Source organism: Shinella sp. JR1-6, from assembly GCF_004284735.1.
In the GTDB taxonomy this organism is placed as follows: Bacteria; Pseudomonadota; Alphaproteobacteria; order Rhizobiales; family Rhizobiaceae; genus Shinella.
The window spans coordinates 1-19,023 of sequence record NZ_SHMI01000049.1 but is presented as its reverse complement, the minus strand read 5'-3'; the positions used below and the strand labels follow the sequence as shown (position 1 = coordinate 19,023).

15 protein-coding genes and 6 pseudogenes are annotated in these 19,023 nt (G+C 58.5%); 10 read left to right on the top strand and 11 right to left on the bottom strand.

The features are described from left to right. Positions 1–309: 309 nt before the first annotated feature. From EXZ48_RS32555 to EXZ48_RS32545, 3 genes are all read right to left on the bottom strand, one after another. A complete protein-coding gene (locus EXZ48_RS32555) occupies positions 310–726 on the bottom strand; it encodes a DUF5615 family PIN-like protein (protein WP_050746638.1) in 417 nt (138 codons plus the stop codon). Then, a complete protein-coding gene (locus tag EXZ48_RS32550; RefSeq protein ID WP_130521163.1) occupies positions 723–1,376 on the bottom strand; it encodes a DUF433 domain-containing protein in 654 nt (217 codons plus the stop codon). Before EXZ48_RS32550 ends, EXZ48_RS32555 begins: the two co-directional genes overlap by 4 nt. Positions 1,377–1,702: 326 nt before the next feature. After that, a complete protein-coding gene (locus EXZ48_RS32545) occupies positions 1,703–2,155 on the bottom strand; it encodes a helix-turn-helix domain-containing protein (protein WP_130521160.1) in 453 nt (150 codons plus the stop codon). A 72-nt stretch (positions 2,156–2,227) separates the two neighbouring features. Here EXZ48_RS32545 and EXZ48_RS32540 point away from each other — a divergent pair, with 72 nt between their 5' ends. Both EXZ48_RS32540 and EXZ48_RS36020 read left to right on the top strand, forming a co-directional pair. Beyond that, entirely contained in the window at positions 2,228–3,424 is a 1,197-nt protein-coding gene (locus EXZ48_RS32540; protein ID WP_130521158.1) for an MFS transporter, read from the top strand. Between the two features lie 74 nt (positions 3,425–3,498). Beyond that, a pseudogene (locus tag EXZ48_RS36020) lies at positions 3,499–3,987 on the top strand (hypothetical protein); the annotation flags it as partial. On the opposite strand, the gene EXZ48_RS32530 reads toward EXZ48_RS36020, so the two are convergent. Together EXZ48_RS32530 and EXZ48_RS32525 are read right to left on the bottom strand one after the other, a co-directional pair. Continuing rightward, positions 3,962–4,261 (bottom strand): hypothetical protein, encoded by a 300-nt coding sequence (locus EXZ48_RS32530; RefSeq protein ID WP_130521167.1) that lies wholly within the window; start codon positions 4,259–4,261, stop codon positions 3,962–3,964. The pseudogene EXZ48_RS36020 and the gene EXZ48_RS32530 sit on opposite strands and share 26 nt — an antisense overlap. After that, a pseudogene (locus EXZ48_RS32525) lies at positions 4,261–4,494 on the bottom strand (transposase domain-containing protein); the annotation flags it as partial. The pseudogene EXZ48_RS32525 and the gene EXZ48_RS32530, both read right to left, overlap by 1 nt. Positions 4,495–4,800: 306 nt before the next feature. Between EXZ48_RS32525 and EXZ48_RS32520 the strand changes: the two are divergent. Beyond that, positions 4,801–4,980, top strand: a complete 180-nt coding sequence (locus EXZ48_RS32520) for a hypothetical protein (protein ID WP_130521156.1) — start codon at positions 4,801–4,803, stop codon at positions 4,978–4,980. After that, positions 4,967–5,782: pseudogene (locus tag EXZ48_RS32515) on the top strand (recombinase family protein); the annotation flags it as partial. The gene EXZ48_RS32520 and the pseudogene EXZ48_RS32515, both read left to right, overlap by 14 nt. 34 nt (positions 5,783–5,816) lie before the next feature. Here EXZ48_RS32515 and istB read toward each other — a convergent pair. Then, positions 5,817–6,710, bottom strand: a complete 894-nt coding sequence (gene istB, locus EXZ48_RS32510) for an IS21-like element helper ATPase IstB (protein ID WP_130521154.1) — start codon at positions 6,708–6,710, stop codon at positions 5,817–5,819. Continuing rightward, the gene (gene istA / locus EXZ48_RS32505) at positions 6,707–8,170 is read right to left on the bottom strand and encodes an IS21 family transposase (protein WP_081870567.1); all 1,464 of its coding nucleotides are present in this window, start codon (positions 8,168–8,170) and stop codon (positions 6,707–6,709) included. The genes istB and istA overlap by 4 nt, the downstream gene beginning before the upstream one ends. A 289-nt stretch (positions 8,171–8,459) precedes the next feature. On the opposite strand from istA, the pseudogene EXZ48_RS36015 reads away from it, so the two are divergent. Next, positions 8,460–8,744: pseudogene (locus EXZ48_RS36015) on the top strand (recombinase zinc beta ribbon domain-containing protein); the annotation flags it as partial. A 735-nt stretch (positions 8,745–9,479) separates the two neighbouring features. Here the strand turns inward: EXZ48_RS36015 and EXZ48_RS32495 are convergent. Both EXZ48_RS32495 and EXZ48_RS32490 read right to left on the bottom strand, forming a co-directional pair. Next, positions 9,480–11,123 carry an IS66 family transposase gene (locus EXZ48_RS32495; RefSeq protein WP_371687688.1) on the bottom strand — a complete coding sequence of 548 codons (1,644 nt, stop codon included), beginning with the start codon at positions 11,121–11,123 and terminating at the stop codon, positions 9,480–9,482. Between the two features lie 593 nt (positions 11,124–11,716). Then, positions 11,717–12,124 carry a VOC family protein gene (locus EXZ48_RS32490; RefSeq protein WP_130521152.1) on the bottom strand — a complete coding sequence of 136 codons (408 nt, stop codon included), beginning with the start codon at positions 12,122–12,124 and terminating at the stop codon, positions 11,717–11,719. 76 nt (positions 12,125–12,200) lie between these two features. Here EXZ48_RS32490 and EXZ48_RS32485 point away from each other — a divergent pair, with 76 nt between their 5' ends. Continuing rightward, entirely contained in the window at positions 12,201–12,818 is a 618-nt protein-coding gene (locus EXZ48_RS32485; RefSeq protein ID WP_130521150.1) for a TetR/AcrR family transcriptional regulator, read from the top strand. Between the two features lie 353 nt (positions 12,819–13,171). On the opposite strand, the gene EXZ48_RS32480 is transcribed toward EXZ48_RS32485, so the two are convergent. Beyond that, the gene (locus EXZ48_RS32480; protein ID WP_130521165.1) at positions 13,172–13,639 is read right to left on the bottom strand and encodes a MarR family winged helix-turn-helix transcriptional regulator; all 468 of its coding nucleotides are present in this window, start codon (positions 13,637–13,639) and stop codon (positions 13,172–13,174) included. A gap of 44 nt (positions 13,640–13,683) precedes the next feature. Here EXZ48_RS32480 and EXZ48_RS32475 point away from each other — a divergent pair, with 44 nt between their 5' ends. From EXZ48_RS32475 to EXZ48_RS35660, 4 genes and pseudogenes are all read left to right on the top strand, one after another. After that, positions 13,684–15,201 carry an FAD-dependent oxidoreductase gene (locus EXZ48_RS32475; protein ID WP_130521148.1) on the top strand — a complete coding sequence of 506 codons (1,518 nt, stop codon included), beginning with the start codon at positions 13,684–13,686 and terminating at the stop codon, positions 15,199–15,201. Then, positions 15,198–16,166: a zinc-binding alcohol dehydrogenase family protein gene (locus EXZ48_RS32470; RefSeq protein WP_130521146.1), complete on the top strand. Its 969-nt coding sequence runs from the start codon at positions 15,198–15,200 to the stop codon at positions 16,164–16,166. The genes EXZ48_RS32475 and EXZ48_RS32470 overlap by 4 nt, the downstream gene beginning before the upstream one ends. 2 nt (positions 16,167–16,168) lie before the next feature. Then, complete coding sequence (locus tag EXZ48_RS32465) at positions 16,169–17,407, top strand: MFS transporter (protein WP_130521144.1); 1,239 nt, start codon at positions 16,169–16,171, stop codon at positions 17,405–17,407. Between the two features lie 85 nt (positions 17,408–17,492). Then, a pseudogene (locus EXZ48_RS35660) lies at positions 17,493–18,290 on the top strand (patatin-like phospholipase family protein); the annotation flags it as partial. A gap of 453 nt (positions 18,291–18,743) precedes the next feature. Here the strand turns inward: EXZ48_RS35660 and EXZ48_RS32455 are convergent. After that, positions 18,744–18,947, bottom strand: a pseudogene (locus EXZ48_RS32455) (IS6 family transposase); the annotation flags it as partial. Between the last annotated feature and the right edge of the window lie 76 nt (positions 18,948–19,023).

Sequence of the window (19,023 nt, the reverse complement as noted above, 5' to 3'; positions counted from 1 at the left end):
AGGTGGCCGGATTTTACTCCGCCCGCAGCAGCATTATGCCGCCGCTACCGTGGCCGACTTTTGCACCGCCGCTCTCACCTGCACCCGCAACGCAAGGGATGGAAACCCACACCGCATGTCCATATGGCCCGTTGCAATCCACACGAGCCGATGCCATTCCGCGATTAGATGTATCGGGATGCGTCTTTAAGGTCAGCTTCATAATTGGCAACCGCCGTTCCGGCGTTTCTCTCACCTCGTCATCGTGAACATCGTCCGCTGATGCGTGAGCGGACTTTTCGGGATCCTCAAGTGAGAGATGACGGCTGCTCATTCGTTTGGCAGGGCGTAGCGAAGTATGCGCAGCTCGTCTTCATCCTCAAGTGAAACCTCCAGCACCTGGTTGATCAAGTCAGGCTCCGCCTCCAACTCCGCAAGGGCCTGCTCGAAGAGTTCGATCTGCATGTCTAAATCCATGCCGGGTGGGCCATTGAGGCAGATTAGCCCGGCATGGATGGCAACGTCTGCATACTGGCCCTTGGAACCGGGAGTGTCCTTTGGACCCCGAAAATCCACGGAGTTCTTGGTTACGAATGTCCAGTCACCCTGGAGGATGATCGGCTTCAGCTCCCAATCCTTGCGGCCGGCCAAACCTATCCAGACGATGTGGCTCGTTTCCCCATGACCTTTGCCGATTGCGAGTTTGGCAAGTTCCGGACTGAGGCATTCATCAATCAGAAATTTCATCCCGCCTTCCTGCGACGGGCGACACGGCGGTCGACGATGATAGTTGCGCCCTCGGGCAAATCGGAGGAGACGCGCGGCCGCCCACGAAGGGGGTTTGCCTCCGCGTAGATCGCAGCGAGACGCACCTTTTCCGCGTCAAGGCTTGGCCAAGTGTCCAGAATCTGCTCGATCGGGAGACCAGCCGCGGCGGAAGCGGCGACATCATAGACCGGAACACGCGTGCCATTGATGACCGGCGTGCCGCCTAAGATATCCGGCGATACCGCGACGAGTTCGCGAGCGGCCGCAAGATCGTCCAACCGCTTGCTTGTCTCCCGGACGAATGGAAGCAGGTCGATTGTCAGGAATTCGTCGTGTACAGTCCAATCCTCGCGCAGCAGCGCAGCCCAGGCGAGCGCCCGCGAGCGCGTGAGGCGCGGACCGACGGTCTTGATTGCAAAGAGCCGCTCCTCCGAGGTCAGGCGTCTGGCGCTCTCGAAGTAAAAGGCAATGAATGAGCACGCGCCGGCGAGAATGTGCCGGCCATTGTCGAGCGAGACAAACGCCTCTGGCAGGATATGTTCGTCGATGGCGCGGTTCACGTCGCGCAGGCTCACGCGCGAAACGACAGCGGCCTCGCTCGCCTTCAGCATTTCCGCAACCTCGGGCATATGGGCCTCCTGATTAATTCTTCCGATGGATCGGAATATATATTCCAGGCGCTACGATTACAAGATGTCGGGCTCGCGTTGGGCCATTCACACCTAGGCGGCGGCGTCGATCGCCTGGCTGCGGAGTGAAGACGAGAGAACATGATAGCCGACCGCCACGGCGATCTCCCGCACCTCTATTTATGTCCATGAAAGAACATTATAATGGACATTCAACGCGATGAGCTGCTTAGAAATGTGTAGGTCGCGAGTTCGGATCCCATCAAGAGCCCACGCATATATCCCAAGTGCCGGACAGAGCAGGTGCCGATCAGGATGCTTTGTGTTCACACCCGCTTGCGGGCAACAGAGTGCGTCATCTGCTTCCTGCGGGTACGTGACTGGTACTTTGTCCCGATGCGCATAAGCTTCTGGAAGGTCGGGCACTGCAGATGAGACGGGGCTGGGCAATCTGCTACATGCCGCATCATGGTCGCCAGCGCTCTGATTTGATCGGCGTTGCTTTCCAGCTCTGCAGCCCGAAGGTGCAACTCGTCGCGGGGAATGATGACGCTTCCAGTGCCGCGGCCACCGAACATCGGTCCGATCTCGTCGAGGGAAAACCCCGCCGCCCGTGCCATGTTGATCAGGGCCAGCCATTTGAGAACTGATGGATCATATTGACGACGCAAGCCCCGTCTTCCCACAGATTCGATGAGACCCACTTCCTCATAGTATCGGAGCGTCGAAGCAGGTAGGCCGCTTGCGCCGCTGACTTCGGCGATGTCCAGAAATTTCATACTTGACCTCAAGCGGACTTGAAGTCGTACCCTGCCTTTTTCCAGTGTGAAACGCAAGGAAAGCGGTGAAAGATGCAGCTGAGCAGACAAACGAATGCACTATCCATATGGCACGATCCACGTGCGCTCGCGTTGATGATCGCTGCCTCACTCACCGTGATGACGGCGGCCACGATCAGCCCTGCCTTGCCGGGGCTCGAACAGCAGTTTGCTGCCAACGAAACCAACGCGCTTCTGATCCGGCTGCTGGTCCCGGCACCTTCTTTGGCGGTCGTTCTGGTGGCGCCATTGTGTGGAGCGGTCGCTGATCGCTCTGGCCGCCGCCGTTTGCTGCTGCTGGGCTTGCTGCTGTTTATCGTATCGGGAAGTGCTGGCCTGATCCTGCCGACCTTACCGTTGATCCTGCTCAGCAGGATATGTCTCGGGATTGCGCTTGCCATGATCATGACGGCCCAGTCTGCGCTGATGGCAGACTATTTCTCGGGCGAGGCATTGCACGCTGTTTCAAGTGGTCAGGTTTCCGCGCGAAACTTCGGCGGTTTTGTCTTCATCGTGATTGCGGGGCTTCTTGCTTCGGTACAGCCGAGGCTTCCATTTGCCGTATATGCGATGCCAGCACTCGCTCTTCCGTTTTTCTGGCGCGTTATCGTCGATCCACCGGCTTTCAGATCGGCGGGCGAAAAGCCCGCACAGTCCAATTCCGGTGAAACGACGAAGGTCGTCTTCCTGCTCGCCTTTGGGCAAATGGTCTTGACGATGCTGTTTTTCGTCATGCCCACGCAACTGCCGTTCTTCTTGTCCAGCCGTGGCTATACATCACCGAGCATGACAGGAGCCGCCCTCGGAACGCTTATGGTCGCCGGCGGCATTGCTGCGCTTGGCTACCCTCGGGCTCAGGCCTTCTTCGGCAATGCCGGTGTCTGGGCGCTCGGTTTCGGCCTTATGGCGCTCGGTTTCGCAGCGCTCGTCGCGGGAGACACTACGACGGCGATTTTCTTGGGAAATGCTGCGGTTGGCGCGGGTTATGCGCTGGCAATTCCGGGATTTGTCGCTCTATCGCTCTCGCGGACGCCTCCAGGCCGCCGCGGACAAACCGCTGCGATTCTGACGGGATCTGTGTTCTTGGGTCAGTTCCTGTCCCCATTTCTTAGCAATCCATCGATTGAAACGTTTGGCTGGCGCATCAGCGGTCTTGGGCTGGCGGCCGCGCTAGGAACGGTTGGGGTTGTCTGTGGAGCGGTTTCGATACTTCGTACACGCAGTTCCTGAACACTTTTCATAAATGGAGCCCTGGTTGATTGCGTTTGTGGAGTAGTGCTGTGGACGCCTGCACTCCGGCGACAGGGACCGCGGATATGCCTGGTGAAGAGGTTTGGCTGGTCGGCGAGTGGCGTTCGAGCGGGGAGCGCAAATATTATCTCGCCAATCTGCCCGCCGATGCCACGCTCAAACGACTGGCCGGCGCGATCAAGGCCCGTTGGGTCTGCGAGCAGGCGCACCAGCAGATGAAAGAGGAGCTCGGCCTTGACCACTTCGAAGGCCGATCATGGAAAGGACTGCATCGTCACGCCCTGACGACGATGATCGCTTATGCCTTCCTCCAGTATCACCGCCTTCAGATCGCAAAGCGGGGAAAAAAAGAAGAGGCGTCAACAGAACGGACCACCTGAACCAACCCTGCCGGCATTCCGGCGCGCCGTCATCGCAGCCCTGACCTTGATAGAAGCGGAAATCCGATGTCCGCATTGCCTCCAAAAGATCGGCCGCCATCCTTTCAATGTATCCATCCGGCGAAGGCCGCGGGGTTTATGATTTCGGCTCGTCTGCCATGATGCGTTCGATCCTTGCAGGATCGCATTGCTCGTCCACAAGGAACTGTCGGACACCGCCATCCCAGGTGCGGATATCGGCGAGGAATTCCTTTAGACTTTCGATGCCCCGGTCGGTGAAGGTCGTGATGCCCTCTTCGCTGCCGTCATAGGCATGGATCATCTCGCCGTAGTCGATGTTGTCTGAGTTGCTGGCAATTTCCTGGACGAGTTCGAGGTTCTCGCCGATCAGCGTGGCGACGTATTCGATCGTGTAGACATGGGTCGGTCGCGCCATCAGGCCGCCATCTGCCGTACGCTGCCGGCGGCGGTCCAGTTCCACGGCAACAGTTCCGGCAGTCGTGACACGGGAAGGTTGGGCATGCGGGCGAGGACATCCGCCAACCAGGCCTGCGGATCGATATCGTTCATCTTTGCCGTGACGATCAGGGAATACATGAAGGCAGCGCGCTCGCCCCCACGCTGGGAACCGGCGAACAGCCATGCCTTTCTTCCGCAAGCCATTGCCCGTTCATTCTGCCCATGTCGGTCAGGAATTGGAGGTTCATTACCGTTGGCATCCCTATTTTGGCCGCAAGGTCAGCGTGCGGCGGGTAGAGCATCGAGCGACGGGCCAATTTCTTAAGGTGAAAGGTCCATCGGGTCTCGTAGTTTCGATGGCTGCCTGGATGCTTGATCCGGTGATTTGCGCCGGGATGACTTTGGGCGCGCCACAGGTCGATCTCTTGGCATTGTCCGATCTGAAGAGGCTGGTCACGGTAGCCGCTGCTCCCCCAAACTCCCAACGCGATAATGGAATCGCTTGGGAGAAAGTCGATGAAACAACACGACGCGCCCGCGCTGACCTCGGGCAGACAGATGAGCCTGATATTCGAGCCCCGCCGGGTGGACGGGATGAAAGAAGCGGACCGGGCGAAGGTCGTTTTGACGCTTGCCCAAGTCCTGATGCAAGCTGCCGGCATCCGAGTCGAGGAGCTTGCCGATGACAAGCGCTGATCTGCTCCCGGCGACCGTGCTCCAGCGTAAGGCGGTCGTCTATGTGCGCCAGTCGTCGCAGTCCCAGGTCATGACCAATCTGGAAAGCCAGCGACGCCAGTATGATCTGGTCGACATCGCGCGCAAGTACGGCTTTGCCGACATCGAGGTCATCGACGACGATCTCGGGCGATCCGCGAGCGGAACGGTGGCACGGCCCGGCTTCGATCGTCTGGTCGCGTGGCTCTGCGCAGGCAAGGTCGGGGCCGTTCTGTGCTTCGATGCGTCGCGGCTCGCGCGCAACGGGCGCGACTGGCATCATTTGCTCGAACTGTGCGGGCTTGTCGAAGCCCGCGTCATCGATCGTGACGGCGTGTACAACGCCTGCCATCCCAATGATCGCCTGCTCCTGGGCATGAAAGGCAGCATCAGTGAGTTCGAGTTGGGCGTGTTGCGGGCAAGGATGCTCGATGCCGCCAGATCGAAGGCGCGGCGAGGCGAGCTGCGCCTGTCGGTTCCGTTCGGCTATGTATGGCATCGCGAGGCAGGCCTGGGACTTGATCCCGACATCCGTCTGCAAGAGGTGATCCGGCTTATCTACACCCGCTTTCGCGAACTTGGCAGCGCCCGCCAGGTGCTGTTGTCGATGAAAGCCGAGCAAATCCACTTCCCCCGGCCTGCTGATGAAGGCCGCATGACGAACTGCGTCTGGCAGCCGATCCGCTACCGTAATGTGATCAGTGTGCTAAAAAATCCATTCTATGCGGGCGCTTATGTCTATGGCAAAAGCGAGAAGCGAACCTTAATTATAGCGCGACGATCAGGATGAGACGCGGGCGACAATCTGGATGAGATTCTTATGTCGCGGTCGAGATCAAGCTATCATGCTGATTGTCGCTGGCAAGCTCTTCTGCGTTTTCTGATTGCCGCTCCGCGACAAACTGCGCCGAGTTCCTGATTGTCGCGAAGGACGCGGGTCGGCCCCGTTGGCGCTTTTCCTCAAGCGCGGTTCTGCGCCTGTAGCTTTCGACATTCATCTCGAAGATCGTGGCATGGTGTACGAGCCGGTCGACTGCTGCGAGCGTCATGGCAGGATCGGGGAAGACCCGGTTCCACTCTCCAAAAGGCTGGTTCGCGGTGATCAGGATCGATCTGTGCTCGTATCGTGCCGAGATCAGCTCGAAGAGCACGCTCGTTTCGGCTTGGTCCTTGGTGACGTAGGCGAGATCATCGAGGATGAGCAGGTCGAACTTGTCGAGTTTAGCGATAGCGGATTCGAGCTGCAGTTCCCGGCGGGCAACTTGTAGCTTCTGTACCAGATCAGTGGTTCGCGTGAACAGCACGCGCCATCCGTTCTCGATCAGTGCGAGGCCGATGGCAGTGGCGAGATGGCTCTTTCCGCCGCCGGGTGGACCGAACATGAGGATATTGGCTCCTTTGGCGAGCCAACTGTCGCCGGCGGTTATCGCCATGACCTGTGCCTTCGAGATCATGGGCACGGCGTCGAAAGCGAAGCTATCGAGCGTCTTTCCGGGCGGCAAATGCGCTTCGGCGAGATGCCTTTCAATCCTGCGATGGGCACGCTCGGCCAGTTCGTGCTCGGCAATCGCAGAGAGGAAGCGAGCTGCTGGCCATCCTTCCCGGTCTGCCTGTTCAGCAAATTGCGGCCACAGCGTCTTGATCGTCGGCAGCCGAAGCTCGTTGAGCATGATGCCGAGCCGTGCTTCATCGATGACATGGGCGGTCTTCATGCTGCTTCTCCCGTCCCGATCAAGGCCTCGTAGCCGTTGAGCGATGCGAGTTGCACATGAACTATCGGTAGCCTGGCTGGGTCCGGGCCGAAGAGCGCTCGCATGGAAGCCAGATCAGGTAGGTCGCCGGCATCGAGTATTCTGGCCAATTCTTCTGCAAGTTCGCGCTCGCAGCCGCGGTCATGCGCCAGCGCCAGAAGCTCGACGGTGATCTTGCAAGCCTGCTTGTCGGGAAGATGCTCGATGAGGGCCTCGAACGCTCTGCGGTATTCCTGGCGCGGGAAGAGCTTGTCGCGATAAACGAGACCACGGAGCGCCATCGGCTTTTTGCGCAGGGAATGGATGACGTGGTGATAGTTGACGACCTGGTCGTGCCTCCCATCGGCATGACCACGCCCCCTGCGCAGCGTCATCAGGTGCGTACCCCCGACAAAGACATCCAGCCGATCGTCGAACAAGCGCACCCGCAACCTGTGTCCGATGAGGCGGGACGGCACGGTGTAGAAGACCTTGCGCAAGGTAAAGCCGCCGGTGCGTGACACCGTCACGACGATCTCTTCGAAGTCCGTGGTGCGGCGCTCGGGTAGCGCTTGCAAATGGGACCGCTCGGCATCGATCCGCTTGCCATGGGCGGCATTGCGCCGGCTGACGATCTCGTCGATGAAGGCCCGGTAAGAGCCGAGATCATCGAAGTCCCTAGTGCCGCGCATCAGCAGGGCATCACGAACGGCATTCTTGAGATGGCCATGAGAACTTTCGATCGAGCCGTTCTCATGCGCGACACCCTTGTTATTGCGTGTGGGCGTCATGCGATAATGGGAGCAAAGCTCCTCGTAGCGGTGTGTGAGATCGACCTTGGCATCGGCATCGAGATTGCGGAAGGCGGCCGACAGGCTGTCGCTGCGGTGATAAAGCGGCGCGCCGCCCACAGACCACAGGGCATTCTGAAGACCTTCGGCCAGTGCAACGAAGCTCTCACCGCCGAGAATGACGTGGGCATGCTCGAACCCGGACCAGACCAGCCGGAAGTGGTAAAATAAATGATCAAGTGGCTGGCCGGCGATTGTGATGCCGAGGCTGCTCATGTCGGTAAAATCCGACAGACCCAGCCGACCTGGCTCGTGCGCCTGGCGGAAGATCACTTCCTGTGCTTCACCATGAACAGCACGCCATGATCGGATGCGTCGCTCGAGCGTGCGGCGGATGCCTTCAGGCAATTCCGGATGTCGTCGCAGTATCTCGTTGTAAACGGCGACGGCGCGGATACCAGGTGCTGCCTTGAGGAGCGGGACAACTTCCGTATCGAATATCGGTTCAAGCGGATCAGGGCGACGACGCCCACGTGGCGCTTTGCTCTGAGATGGAAGCCGCGTCTCTTTATCGAGACGGTAGGCCGTAGCCCGGCTGATCGACGCCTTTGCGGCAGCGACCTCTACGGAATGCGTTTGTCGGTACTTCATGAATAATCTCGTCTGATGATCGGTTACATGGCGACCCGGCACAAACTGGTTCTCCAATCCAGAAAACCGAAAACGTACCGGACCGACCGCGATCATGAGACGTCGAAAATCTGCGCCGCGCCGGGGTATGACTATGGTCGGGCTACACCCTCCCTCCGTCACACCCCGGCGCGAGTCTCATCCTGATTGACGCTGAATCTCACCTTGATTGTCGCTGCGCACCTTAATCGTTGAGGGGCGAGCTCGGCGGACCTACGGACATTACAAGCCGGCGGGCACCTGGGAGGTGATGATCAAGGATCATCACGAAGGCTACATCGGCTGGGAGGAATATGAGCGCAACCAGAAGCAGTTGGCGCTCAATGCCTACGGTCGCAGAGATGGTGTAAAGTCGGGCCGTGGGGGCAAGGCGCTCTTATCGAGCCTTCTGACGTGCGCCCGTTGCGGCCAACGTCTGAGTGTTTGCTATAGGGGTGGCCCGATAAGCCAGCCGGCCTACCGCTGCGACAAGGGTAATTTGGCTGGGCTGCCTCGTTGTATGATCTTCGGTGCTCCGAAGATTGACACGGCGGTGGCACGAGAGCTGTTACGAGCGGTAGAACCCTTAGCGATCGAATCCGCGATCGAGGCGGAACGGATGCATCGGAAACAAGCAGATGATCAGCGCCAGATCCTGGATCTGGAACTCCAGCAGGCCCGCTACGAGGCCGGCCTTGCCGAGCGGCGCTACGCGGCATGTGATCCTGACAATCGTCTGATCGCCGCACAGTTGGAGAAAAACTGGGAAATCGCGTTGCGCCGCGTGCGTGATTTGGAGACGCGCCAGCCCGCCGAAAACCCGACGACCATCGCGGTTGATCCAGATGCTTTCGTCAACCTGGCGGAAAACCTGTCAGCGGCCTGGAATGCTCCTGATGTGACGATGCGCGCCCGCCAGCAGCTTCTTCGAACGCTGATCGCAGACATCATCGTCGATGTCGACGATGCCATACGCGATGTCGTGCTCACGATTCATTGGCGGGGTGGCCAGCACTCGGAACTGCGTGTTCGCAAGCCGCGCTCCGGCGAACACGGCAGCGCGACAGCCGAAGATGCACTGGAAGTCATACGCAGCATGGCGGGTCGCTGGTCAGATGAGGATATCGCCGCCACACTCAACCGAATAGGCTTTCCCACCGGCCAGGGAAAGACCTGGACAGCCCATCGGGTCCGCTCTGTTCGTTACGTGCGTGGCATCGATGCCTACCGTTCAGCGGACAAAAATGGCGAATGGCTCACGCAAGCAGAGGTCGCGAAAGCGTTGGGCGTCTCAAGCTATATGGTACGACGCCTTGTTTCCACAGGCGTTCTTCCTGCAGTCCAGGTTGTTCCGCGAGCGCCCTATCAAATCCGGGCCGTCGATTTGACGTCCGAGCCGGTCAGAGCGGCGATTGCCCGGAAAGGTCGCCCGTTGCGCGATGTTGACGCGGACACGCTTCCAATGTTTACAGACACTTAACGAAGGGGTGCATAATGAAACACGTCTCGCCACGCCGCGCAACGCTCTTTCCGCGCAATTGTTCGTCATGCAGATCCTGCCGTCGTCGGCATACCGGGCGAAGTCGGCCCAGCGTGACAGCACGTAGTCGATCGGCCCGGACACCGGCGACGAGCGCGAGAGGCTGGCCCGCTCGGCGCGCAACCATTCCTCCATATCGTTCAGCAAGGGCTTGCTCTTCTCCTGCCGGACGACAAGCCGCTCGGCCGCGCTCAGGCCGTTGATATCGCGCTCGATGGCGAACAGGGCATCGATGCGCTTCACGGCCTCAAGGGCTACCGGCGAGATCGGCTTGGCACCCTTGCCCCGCCGGGCATTGCGGGCGACATCGGCCAGTTCAAAGAACTTCCGGCGCGCATGGGCGAAGCAGAACGCGGGCGTTGCCGGCATCTGCCTCCTCGTCCGGTCGAACAGCGGATTGAAGCCGTTGTAGCAATCAGCCTGAAGGATGCCGCTGAAGTCGGCCAGATGCTTTTGCGGGTGTTCTCCGCGCCGATCGCTGGAGGCGTAGAAGACCGCTGCCGGCGGCGCAGGCCCGGCGAATGGCCGATCGTCACGCACGTAAACCCATATTCGCCCGGTTGTGCAATGGCCCTTGGCCAGGATCGGGATCGTCGTGTCGTCGCCGTGAAGCCGTTCGGCTTCGAACACATGCGTCTCGATCAGGTCGAAGACCGGCTTGAGGGCAAAGGCGACGTGTCCGACCTGATCGGCGAGCGTCTGGGTCGACAGGTCGATGCCCTCACATTTGAAGCGCGTGCTCTGGCGGTTCAGCGGGATGTGCTGCCCGAACTTGTCGAAGACGATCGTGGCCAGAAGGTTTGGGCCGATGAAGCCGCGCGGTGTGGCGTGGAAAGGCGCGGGAGCCTGGCTGATCGCCTCGCAATCGCGGCACGTGAACTTCTCGCGCACCGTCTCGATCACCTTGAATCGGCGCGGGATCTCCTCCAGCGTTCTGGTGACGTCCTCGCCCAGCTTCGATAGCCGCGATCCACCACAGCAAGCGCAGGCTGTCGGTGCGTCGAGGACGATGCGCTCGCACTCGATATCCTCCGGCCAGGGCTGGCGCACTGGCCGTTTACGCGTGAAGGCACGCACTGCCTGCGTTTTGGGCGCGGCCTCTTCGGCCGCCAGTTCGTCCTCGGTTGCCGACGCGGCGAGTTCTTCGAGCTGCAATTCCAACTGGTCGATCAGCCGCTGGGTGCGCTCACGACCCGGCCCGTGCTTGGCCCGTTCCAGCTTGCCGATCAGTAATTGCAGATGTGCGATCAGCACCTCGGTGCTCGACAACCGCGCCTTTGCATTGGCGGCTTCCGCCTCGGCCTGCATACGCGCCGCGCGCTCGGCCAGCAGCGCCGCATGGGCGCTGGTAAGGTCCGATGGCAGGCAAAGCGGCGGCAGAACAGAAAGACCCAGCGCTGAACTTCCACGCCGACACAAGAGTGTCGATCGGCGCTTCGAGAAGTCAGAAGTACGCGCAAAGTGGCGTTTATCAAATTGCCCTTCACCTTGGCGCGGCGTGACGAAGGATGCAGCCCAGGCACGACGTCTGTTGGCACTCGGGTCGATCTAAGAGGGAGGCTCACGTTCCGATGCCGCTCGCCTCGGCAACGTCACGTTCCAGATCGTCCGGGATTGGTTCAGCCGCACGGTGAGCACTGTCAGCGCTTGGCGGGTCTCCTCCGGCACCTCCGGCCATTGCGGCGTCCCTGCCGTCTTCCTCCGCTTTGGACCCTAGAACAGACGAACTGGTACGGACTGGTGAGGCATCGATATCTCTCCGGCTCGTTTCGTGAGAGACCAACGCTGCGTCCATTATCGCAGATTGCGATGAGGCATCGGCGGCTTCCAGTCGCTTTGCCACCGGCGGTCCAAAGTTTGGCCCCAGAGCAATCAATCTCCGGGGCGACCGCGTCAGCCAAAAAAGTGCAGGAGTTTTCAATAATGGCCAATGTAGGCAAACGCTTCGCCGAGCGACAACTTACGAGCCTGTAGATGCAGACAACCTACTACAGTTCAGACGACAACCGTCCCTCGCGTTGCGGCCTGCGGATAAATCGTTCCACAAGTTCATCGTTCCATTCTACATATTCAATATGAAGGCCATCAGCATGGCGCGCATATAGCATCCGTCCCGTCGGAACATTAACTATTGGCTGGGTTATGGTTGCTCCACTGGCAAGCAACTCTGCTTCGATAGCCTGGAGGTCGTGAACTATCACTGGGCCATGGCTATCCCGGATAGGAGCTAGCGATTCCTCAGTGCCTGCGACGACAAACATGTCTCCAATCCCCGCAAGGTCCCATTCGCCGAAGCGAAACCGTAAATGTGCTTGGCGGCCGTGGAGCCGCTCGAGTGCGACCAGGGTTGCATTGCAGTCGGTCGAAAACATCCGTGCATAGGTTTTGAGGATCATACGGCACCTTCTTTATTGATCACTATAGAACTATGCTAATTGACTCGCATTGGTCAATGGTTTTTTAGTGAGTGATATGAAACAGCTTAAAAACAAGGGCGGCCGTCCACGCGGCTTTGATCGGGACGAAGCAATCAAGACCGCGATGTATCTATTCTGGAAGCATGGATATGAGGGCGTCTCCTTAGTCATGCTGACAGAAAGTATCGGCGTAGCCCCTCCCAGCCTCTATGCTGCGTTCGGATCCAAAGCCGAACTTTATCGTGAGGCTTTGCACCGATACTCGATGATGGCCCAATTATCGCTTTCGCAGGAAGATGGAGTACGGCTTACCCTCGATGAGGCCGTTGCGCAGTTATTTGACAAGGTCATCGACAGGGTAACGTCCGAGCAAGGCGAGCGCGGTTGCATGATTTCATTGGGTTTGCTTACCAGTCATCCAGATCACAGCGATTTAAGCGAGGAGCTCGCGGCGCGGCGAGGGGACATGGCCGCAAACCTTGATCATGAACTTCGGTGCTGGTTGTCACCAACTCTTTCCGGGAAGGTTGCACGCTTTCTTTGCGCCGTCCTGCAAGGTATCGCCGTTCAGGCTAAAGATGGTGCGGCGGCACATGATCTTCGCGCGACGGCAGAGATTGGTCGCGCGGGGGTGACAGCAATTATAGAGCCACAACCGCAGACAACATCCTAATGTCCATTCTCTAATATGCCGCGTCCACCAGTTGCGCGTCGTGCGCAACGATCGTTTACGGGTCGGTGCGGCATCATAGTGAGATAGCATCCAGGGAAGGTAACAATCCGCGCGCGAGCTCTTCAATCGACGACCGCTGTGCTAACCGGTGGCCAGATGACAAAACCGCGATTGTTGAAACTCATCTTGCGCTCACCGTGGCGGTATCGTTACTGCATCACCTTGATGAACTGACGTAGGCACGTACAGGCGTTGGAAGCAGACGTCGGGTCGGATCCCCACTGAAACGCTGCATGTGCTCGGCGACTGCATGGACGACCTCGATTGTGGCGGGCGCGAGCCAAATTCCGATCCTACCTGAATGCATCGGCGAAGCGGCGCATTAATCGCACCAGATCAGCAATATCCTTTTCATCCCAAGTATCGAAGATCGCTCGGCTCATCCGCTCTCGCGCCGCATCGATCTTGTCCGTCATGAGCTTTCCTTCGGCTGTGATAATCGCTTCGCGAACTCTTCGGTCGGCAGCACTACCGCGGCGGCTGACAAGGCCAAGGCTATCAAGCTTCGCGACCTGACGACTGACCGTTGTGTAATCCAGCCCGACCCGCTCGGCGAGTTCGACAACGCCGATCGGCCCCATTCGCTCGACTGCGACGAGGAGCCGAAACAGTGCGCGATCCAACGAAATCCCGGCCTCGCGAACCAATTCGTCGTCTTGCTGCGGCCGGTTCATCGCGCTGACGATCTCGATCAATGATCCATGCAGATCGCGCATCAGTTCTGATGTGCGTGTATTTTGCACATTATTTGTTGACATCAGGCTCTCCCTCTTGTTATGTGCATAATACACACATGGAGACGAAAATGACAAATGATTTCACTGCAGATGTACTCATCTGCGGAGCGGGGGCGGCTGGCCTGACGCTCGCCATCGAACTCGCGCGCCGCGATATTTCCTTCCGTTTGATTGACCGATTGGCAGTGCCTTTCAATGGTTCCCGCGGCAAGGGCATACAGCCCAGAACACAGGAAATCTTCGAGGACCTCGGCATTTTGGACAAGGCGGTAGCAGCCGGGGGCATCTACCCACGCCAACGGACCTATCGCGATGACGGGAGCTACACCGATGCTGATATGGCCGAGATCATCCAGCCCACCCCAGCAGAGCCCTACCATCTGGCGCTTATGGTTCCGCAGTTCGTGACTGAACGCAATTTACGATCGCGCCTGATCGAACTTGGTGGTCGAGTGGAATTTGGCTGCGAATTGAAGGGGTTTGAGCAGGACAAAGATGGAATTACCGCGCGTATCGGCCATTCTGAATACGAAGAGGTTGTTCGGGTGCGCTGGTTGATTGGCGCCGATGGCGGGAAAAGCTTTGTCAGACGTTCTCTCGAGATCGGCTTCCCCGGTAAGACGCTCGACGCTCGTGCAATCGTCGCCGATGTAGCGTTATCCGGGCTTTCAGATGAGGTCGCGCATCGTTTCGCCAGAGACGGCGACATGAGCCGGCAGGTATGGGTTGGCCCTCTCGCCGGCACGGACCTGTTTCAAATCCAGGCACCTGTCACCAAAGACGCACAAGTTGATCTCTCCGCGCATGGACTGACGATGTTCCTGGCCGATCGAACGGGCCTCAATGACATCATTGTCCACACTGTTCACTGGGCATCAGACTATGAGATGAATGCTCGCCTGGCCGACAGCTATCGGGTGGGGCGCACCTTTCTGGTCGGTGATGCCGCCCATGTCCATCCACCGACGGGAGGCCAGGGCCTGAACACCAGCGTGCAGGATGCCTACAATCTCGGATGGAAACTTGCGGCCGTGGTGCGAGGTGCCCCTGACCGGCTACTCTACAGTTACGAGGAGGAGCGGCGCCCGGTTGCCGGAGCCATGCTTGGACTTGCAACCAAGTTGTTGGACGCCCAGAAGGCGGGGGAAATGCGGCGTGGTCGTGAAGTCCGTCAACTCGACATCGGTTATCCATTGTCGCCGCTCTCAGTAAACTGCACCGCGGCCCGAGCTCCGCTGCCGGCTGGCGATCGCGCTCCTGATGCGCCGTTGCGAGGCGCAGGGGGGCAAATTGAACGCCTTTTCAGCCTGTTTAAGGGCGTCCATTGGACATTGCTGGCATACGAAGCCGGGCAGCAAGCATTTGAGCCGCGCGAAGGCTTGCATGTTCACCGGATCGGGTCTGGTGGGGAGTTTTCCGACGAGTGGGGGCATTTCAAAGACGCCTATGCGCTGAAGCCTGGCGACTGCATTCTGATCCGCCCGGACGGGTATGTCGGCGCAATCTTTGACGCCGATCGAACCGACGAAATTGAGGTGTATCTCGCGGAGGCAGGTCTGCTCTCTGTCAATGGAGAGAGCAAATGAGAGCGGCAATAGTATCAGCGATGGGGATTGAGCCAACGTTAGGCGAGATCGATCCGCCTATCCCGCTAGAAGGGGAGAACCTGATCAAAGTGACTGCGGCAGCAATCAGCCACGTCACCAAGGCTCACGCTTCCGGCGTCCACTACAGCGCGAATGGCGTGTTTCCGTTTGTTGTCGGCATTGATGGCGTAGGCAGGCTCGATGACGGTAGGCGCGTGTACTTTGCTCTTCCCCGTTCTCCCTTTGGCAGCATGGCGGAGTTTGCGGTCGCAGATACCCGTCTTTGCGTACCTATACCGGCCGGTCTCGAGGATTTTACTGCGGCAGCCATCGCCAATCCGGGAATGTCGTCCTGGGCGGCGTTGACAGAACGCGCCCGTTTGCAAAGGGGAGAAACCGTTTTGATCAACGGGGCTACGGGGACATCCGGCCGTCTCGCGGTGCAGATCGCGAAATGGCTTGGCGCCGGTAAGGTGCTGGCAACCGGTAGAAACCCCATCGCGCTTGAAGAGATAAGACAGAGCGGCGCAGACGAGATCATCCCGCTTGGGGCAGAACCCGAAACTCTCGACAAACGATTGATGAAGGAGTTTGCCGAAGGCGTCGATATCGTCATCGACTATCTCTGGGGTAAGAGCGCCGAGCGCCTCCTGATTGCTGCTGCCAAAGCTGGCTCCGGCGCATCGCCAATGCGCTTTGTTCAGGTGGGCTCTATCTCTGGTTCGGAAATTTCACTGCCAAGCGCTGTACTACGGGCGTCAGCAATCGAGTTGATGGGCAGCGGGAATGGCAGCGTGTCTGCTGACAAGCTCCTCGAAATCACTAGCAAGGTGTTGCGGTCTACCAGACCGGCCGGGCTGGATATCAGTTTCAGGAAAGTCCCTTTCGCTGACTTTGATGCTGCATGGCCGAAGAACGATAGCACGTCACGAACTGTTTTCGACCTCAGCCAGGGAGCAAAGTGAAGATGACTGAGGCTGCCTACTCGAAACCGGCTTCCCGTGAGGCCCTGCGTCGGAACTGGCGCATCATGGTGCCACTCTTCCTGGTCGTTTGTATTTATTCTGCCGGAATGGCTTCGGTGCTGCCAGTCCTACCGTTCTATCTGAGGGAGATGGGGGCAACTCCGCTGATCTTTGGCCTTGTCCTGGCTACGGAGGCGTTCACTCATTTTGTCGCCGCACCCACCCTAGGCCAGTTGTCGGATCGGTTCGGCAGGAAGCGGGTTCTGCTTGCAAGCCAGGCTATGGCGGCAGCAAGTCTTTTCCTGCTGGCGGTCGCGCCAAATGTGTTCGTGGTGATAGTCGCGCGTGCGCTCTTTGGTCTGACAGGCGGCAATTTCTCGGCGGCCGCAGGCTACGTCGCTGACCACACTGCACCTGAGGATCGCAGGCAGGCCATTAGTATCCTGACTGGTGGTGTCGGTTTAGGCGGTATTACCGGTGCGGGCCTGTCCGGGTTTCTTTCCGAGGCTTCGCTGGCGGTGCCAATCTTTGCAGCCCTCTTCCTCTCGATCGGCGCGATTGGCCTTACTCTTTTCGCACTGAAAGCCGATCAGGCTGCGCCCTCGCAAACCGGACCATACGAACGCGAGAAAGTCTCGTTTCGCGCCATCGTTTCATCGCCGATCATCCGTATCCTCATCATCGTGATGGTATGCCATTTCCTCGCATACGGCATCTACAGCTCGCAAATGCCGGTCTTTCTCGCAGAGACATTCATCTGGAACGGGCAGTCTTTTGGCCCCCAGCACCTTAGCTACATCGTCGCTGCCGATGGCGTCATCAACATCCTGGTGCAACTCTTCCTCCTGGGTTGGCTTGGTCGGCGGTTTTCCGAGCGTCAGCTGATCATCTTGATATTTGGCTTGATCTGCACCGGCTTTCTCATCGCGAGCCTTGCCACAACCGTCCCCCTTCTCGCATTGGCGGTGCTTTGTGTGAGCACGGGCGATGCGATGGCCAAACCGACTTACCTTGCGGCTCTGTCCGTCCATGTACCGGGAAACCGTCAGGGCGTCGTCATGGGATCCGCTCAATCGCTTGGCGCTCTAACTGATATCATCTCCCCGTTGATAGGCGGTTTCATCCTTGGGCACAAACTCTATGGCCTCTGGGTCGGTCTGGCGATTGCGGTCGCTGTCATAGGCGTCGTATTGGCGACCGTGAGACTACCCTCAACTGATCCGGAAACACGGAAATCGTAAACTGAGACACTGCGTATCAGCCGATGCCCTCCGGCTACCAGCATGATCGCGGCGCTGGTTCCCCCTTTCCAATGGAGTCATATGGATGAAGCTCTCAGCTCGAGCGAAAACTCAGCGAAAATTCGTGAAGGCTCCTTTTGGAGACGTGCTCGCCGGCATCCTGGTTTTTGCAGTGGCAATTTTAAGTGGGTGTGTGGCGCCAGAACGTCCGACGTACAACGCAGCTGAAGCTGATCGCGCACAGATTTCCGGATTCGAGAACATCAGGGCGCACGTAGATGATCCGCGGCCTCCTGTATCGGTGCATGACCCCTGGAGGCCGGTCATCCTGAAGGATAAGCCCACGATGCTTGCCATTTCCGGGGGCGGGGCAGGGGGAGCGTTTGCGGTGGGCATATTGTCCGCCTGGAGTGAACTTGGAACCCGCCCGAGATTTGCGGTTGTAACGGGGGTGAGTACAGGTGCCCTGATCGCGCCCTTCGCATTCCTCGGCTCAGATTATGATGCACAGCTCAGACGGCTTTATCTATCGGGAGAAACACGAGACCTCATCGATATCGAATGGAAAGGAGCCGGCATCTTTTCTCCGGGCCTTCTCAAGGGAAATGCTCTGCGCAGCAATGTGGAACAGACTATCACGATCGAGATACTACGCCGAATTGCAACAGAGCATCGCGCCGGACGTCGTCTCCTGGTTATGACGACAAATCTCGATACCCAGCGGGCGGTAGTCTGGAACATTGGAGCGATTGCTGCCAGTAACCGGCCGGACGCACTGGCCCTGGTCCGGCATATACTGATCGCATCCGCAAGCGTCCCGGGAATTTTCCCTCCAGTATCGATAAGAGCGGTCGTCGATGGAAAACAGATCGAGGAATTGCATTCCGATGGGGGTAGCTCGGCACAGTTCTTTACTCTGCCTGAACACCTGCTCGTTGCGAACAACGATCATGCTAAAGGTCAAAACCTGCATATTTACGTGATCGTAAATAACGCCCTTATTCCTGAGTTTTCCATGTCACGTGAGCGGGCCTTGCCGATCATGGGCAGAGCGTACGGCATACTCTTGAAATCGCAAACGAAACACGGCCTTGTCGCACTCTACAATTTCGCGCAACGATCAGGTGTCGACCTCGATATTGCATCGATCGACGAGCAGGTTCCCTATTCCATGCTCAATCCGCTAAGCGTTGACTACATGCGCTCGGTGTATCGCATAGGGTATAAAGGGATCTTGGATAGAAAGCTGTGGGTCAAGCGTCCTGTTTTCAGAACTCCGTATGGTGGCGTCGCCTTAACTTTTGGGAGTTTGCGGCGGGGATTTGCGAGCCGAATTTCAGGCAGCTATCGAGCAAGCGATTTCTCGCCAGATCGTGATGGCATGAGCGCGAAGCCGGCGGTAGTAAGCTGCGGTGAGATGTTTGCGATGGAGATGGAAAAGGTTGGCGATTGGGCCATGGGCTGAGACGAAACGCTGGCATTGTCGCGCCGACTTGAAGCGCATCATGCGTCGTTCTCGTCGTCGTACTGGAAGGTGGGAAACCACCGCGAACGATTTACGACTGGCGGCATTACCTTGCGGTCATCCAGCGCAAACCCGGAGCCCTGCGCAATGG

Bases quoted from the DNA above. Each gene is read 5' to 3' on its own strand.
- EXZ48_RS32555 (WP_050746638.1), bottom strand. From the start codon at position 726: ATGAAATTTCTGATTGATGAATGCCTCAGTCCGGAACTTGCCAAACTC.
- EXZ48_RS32550 (WP_130521163.1), bottom strand. From the start codon at position 1,376: ATGCCCGAGGTTGCGGAAATGCTGAAGGCGAGCGAGGCCGCTGTCGTT.
- EXZ48_RS32545 (WP_130521160.1), bottom strand. From the start codon at position 2,155: ATGAAATTTCTGGACATCGCCGAAGTCAGCGGCGCAAGCGGCCTACCT.
- EXZ48_RS32540 (WP_130521158.1), top strand. From the start codon at position 2,228: ATGCAGCTGAGCAGACAAACGAATGCACTATCCATATGGCACGATCCA.
- EXZ48_RS32530 (WP_130521167.1), bottom strand. From the start codon at position 4,261: ATGGCGCGACCGACCCATGTCTACACGATCGAATACGTCGCCACGCTG.
- EXZ48_RS32520 (WP_130521156.1), top strand. From the start codon at position 4,801: ATGAAACAACACGACGCGCCCGCGCTGACCTCGGGCAGACAGATGAGC.
- istB (WP_130521154.1), bottom strand. From the start codon at position 6,710: ATGAAGACCGCCCATGTCATCGATGAAGCACGGCTCGGCATCATGCTC.
- istA (WP_081870567.1), bottom strand. From the start codon at position 8,170: ATGAAGTACCGACAAACGCATTCCGTAGAGGTCGCTGCCGCAAAGGCG.
- EXZ48_RS32490 (WP_130521152.1), bottom strand. From the start codon at position 12,124: ATGATCCTCAAAACCTATGCACGGATGTTTTCGACCGACTGCAATGCA.
- EXZ48_RS32485 (WP_130521150.1), top strand. From the start codon at position 12,201: ATGAAACAGCTTAAAAACAAGGGCGGCCGTCCACGCGGCTTTGATCGG.
- EXZ48_RS32475 (WP_130521148.1), top strand. From the start codon at position 13,684: ATGACAAATGATTTCACTGCAGATGTACTCATCTGCGGAGCGGGGGCG.
- EXZ48_RS32470 (WP_130521146.1), top strand. From the start codon at position 15,198: ATGAGAGCGGCAATAGTATCAGCGATGGGGATTGAGCCAACGTTAGGC.
- EXZ48_RS32465 (WP_130521144.1), top strand. From the start codon at position 16,169: ATGACTGAGGCTGCCTACTCGAAACCGGCTTCCCGTGAGGCCCTGCGT.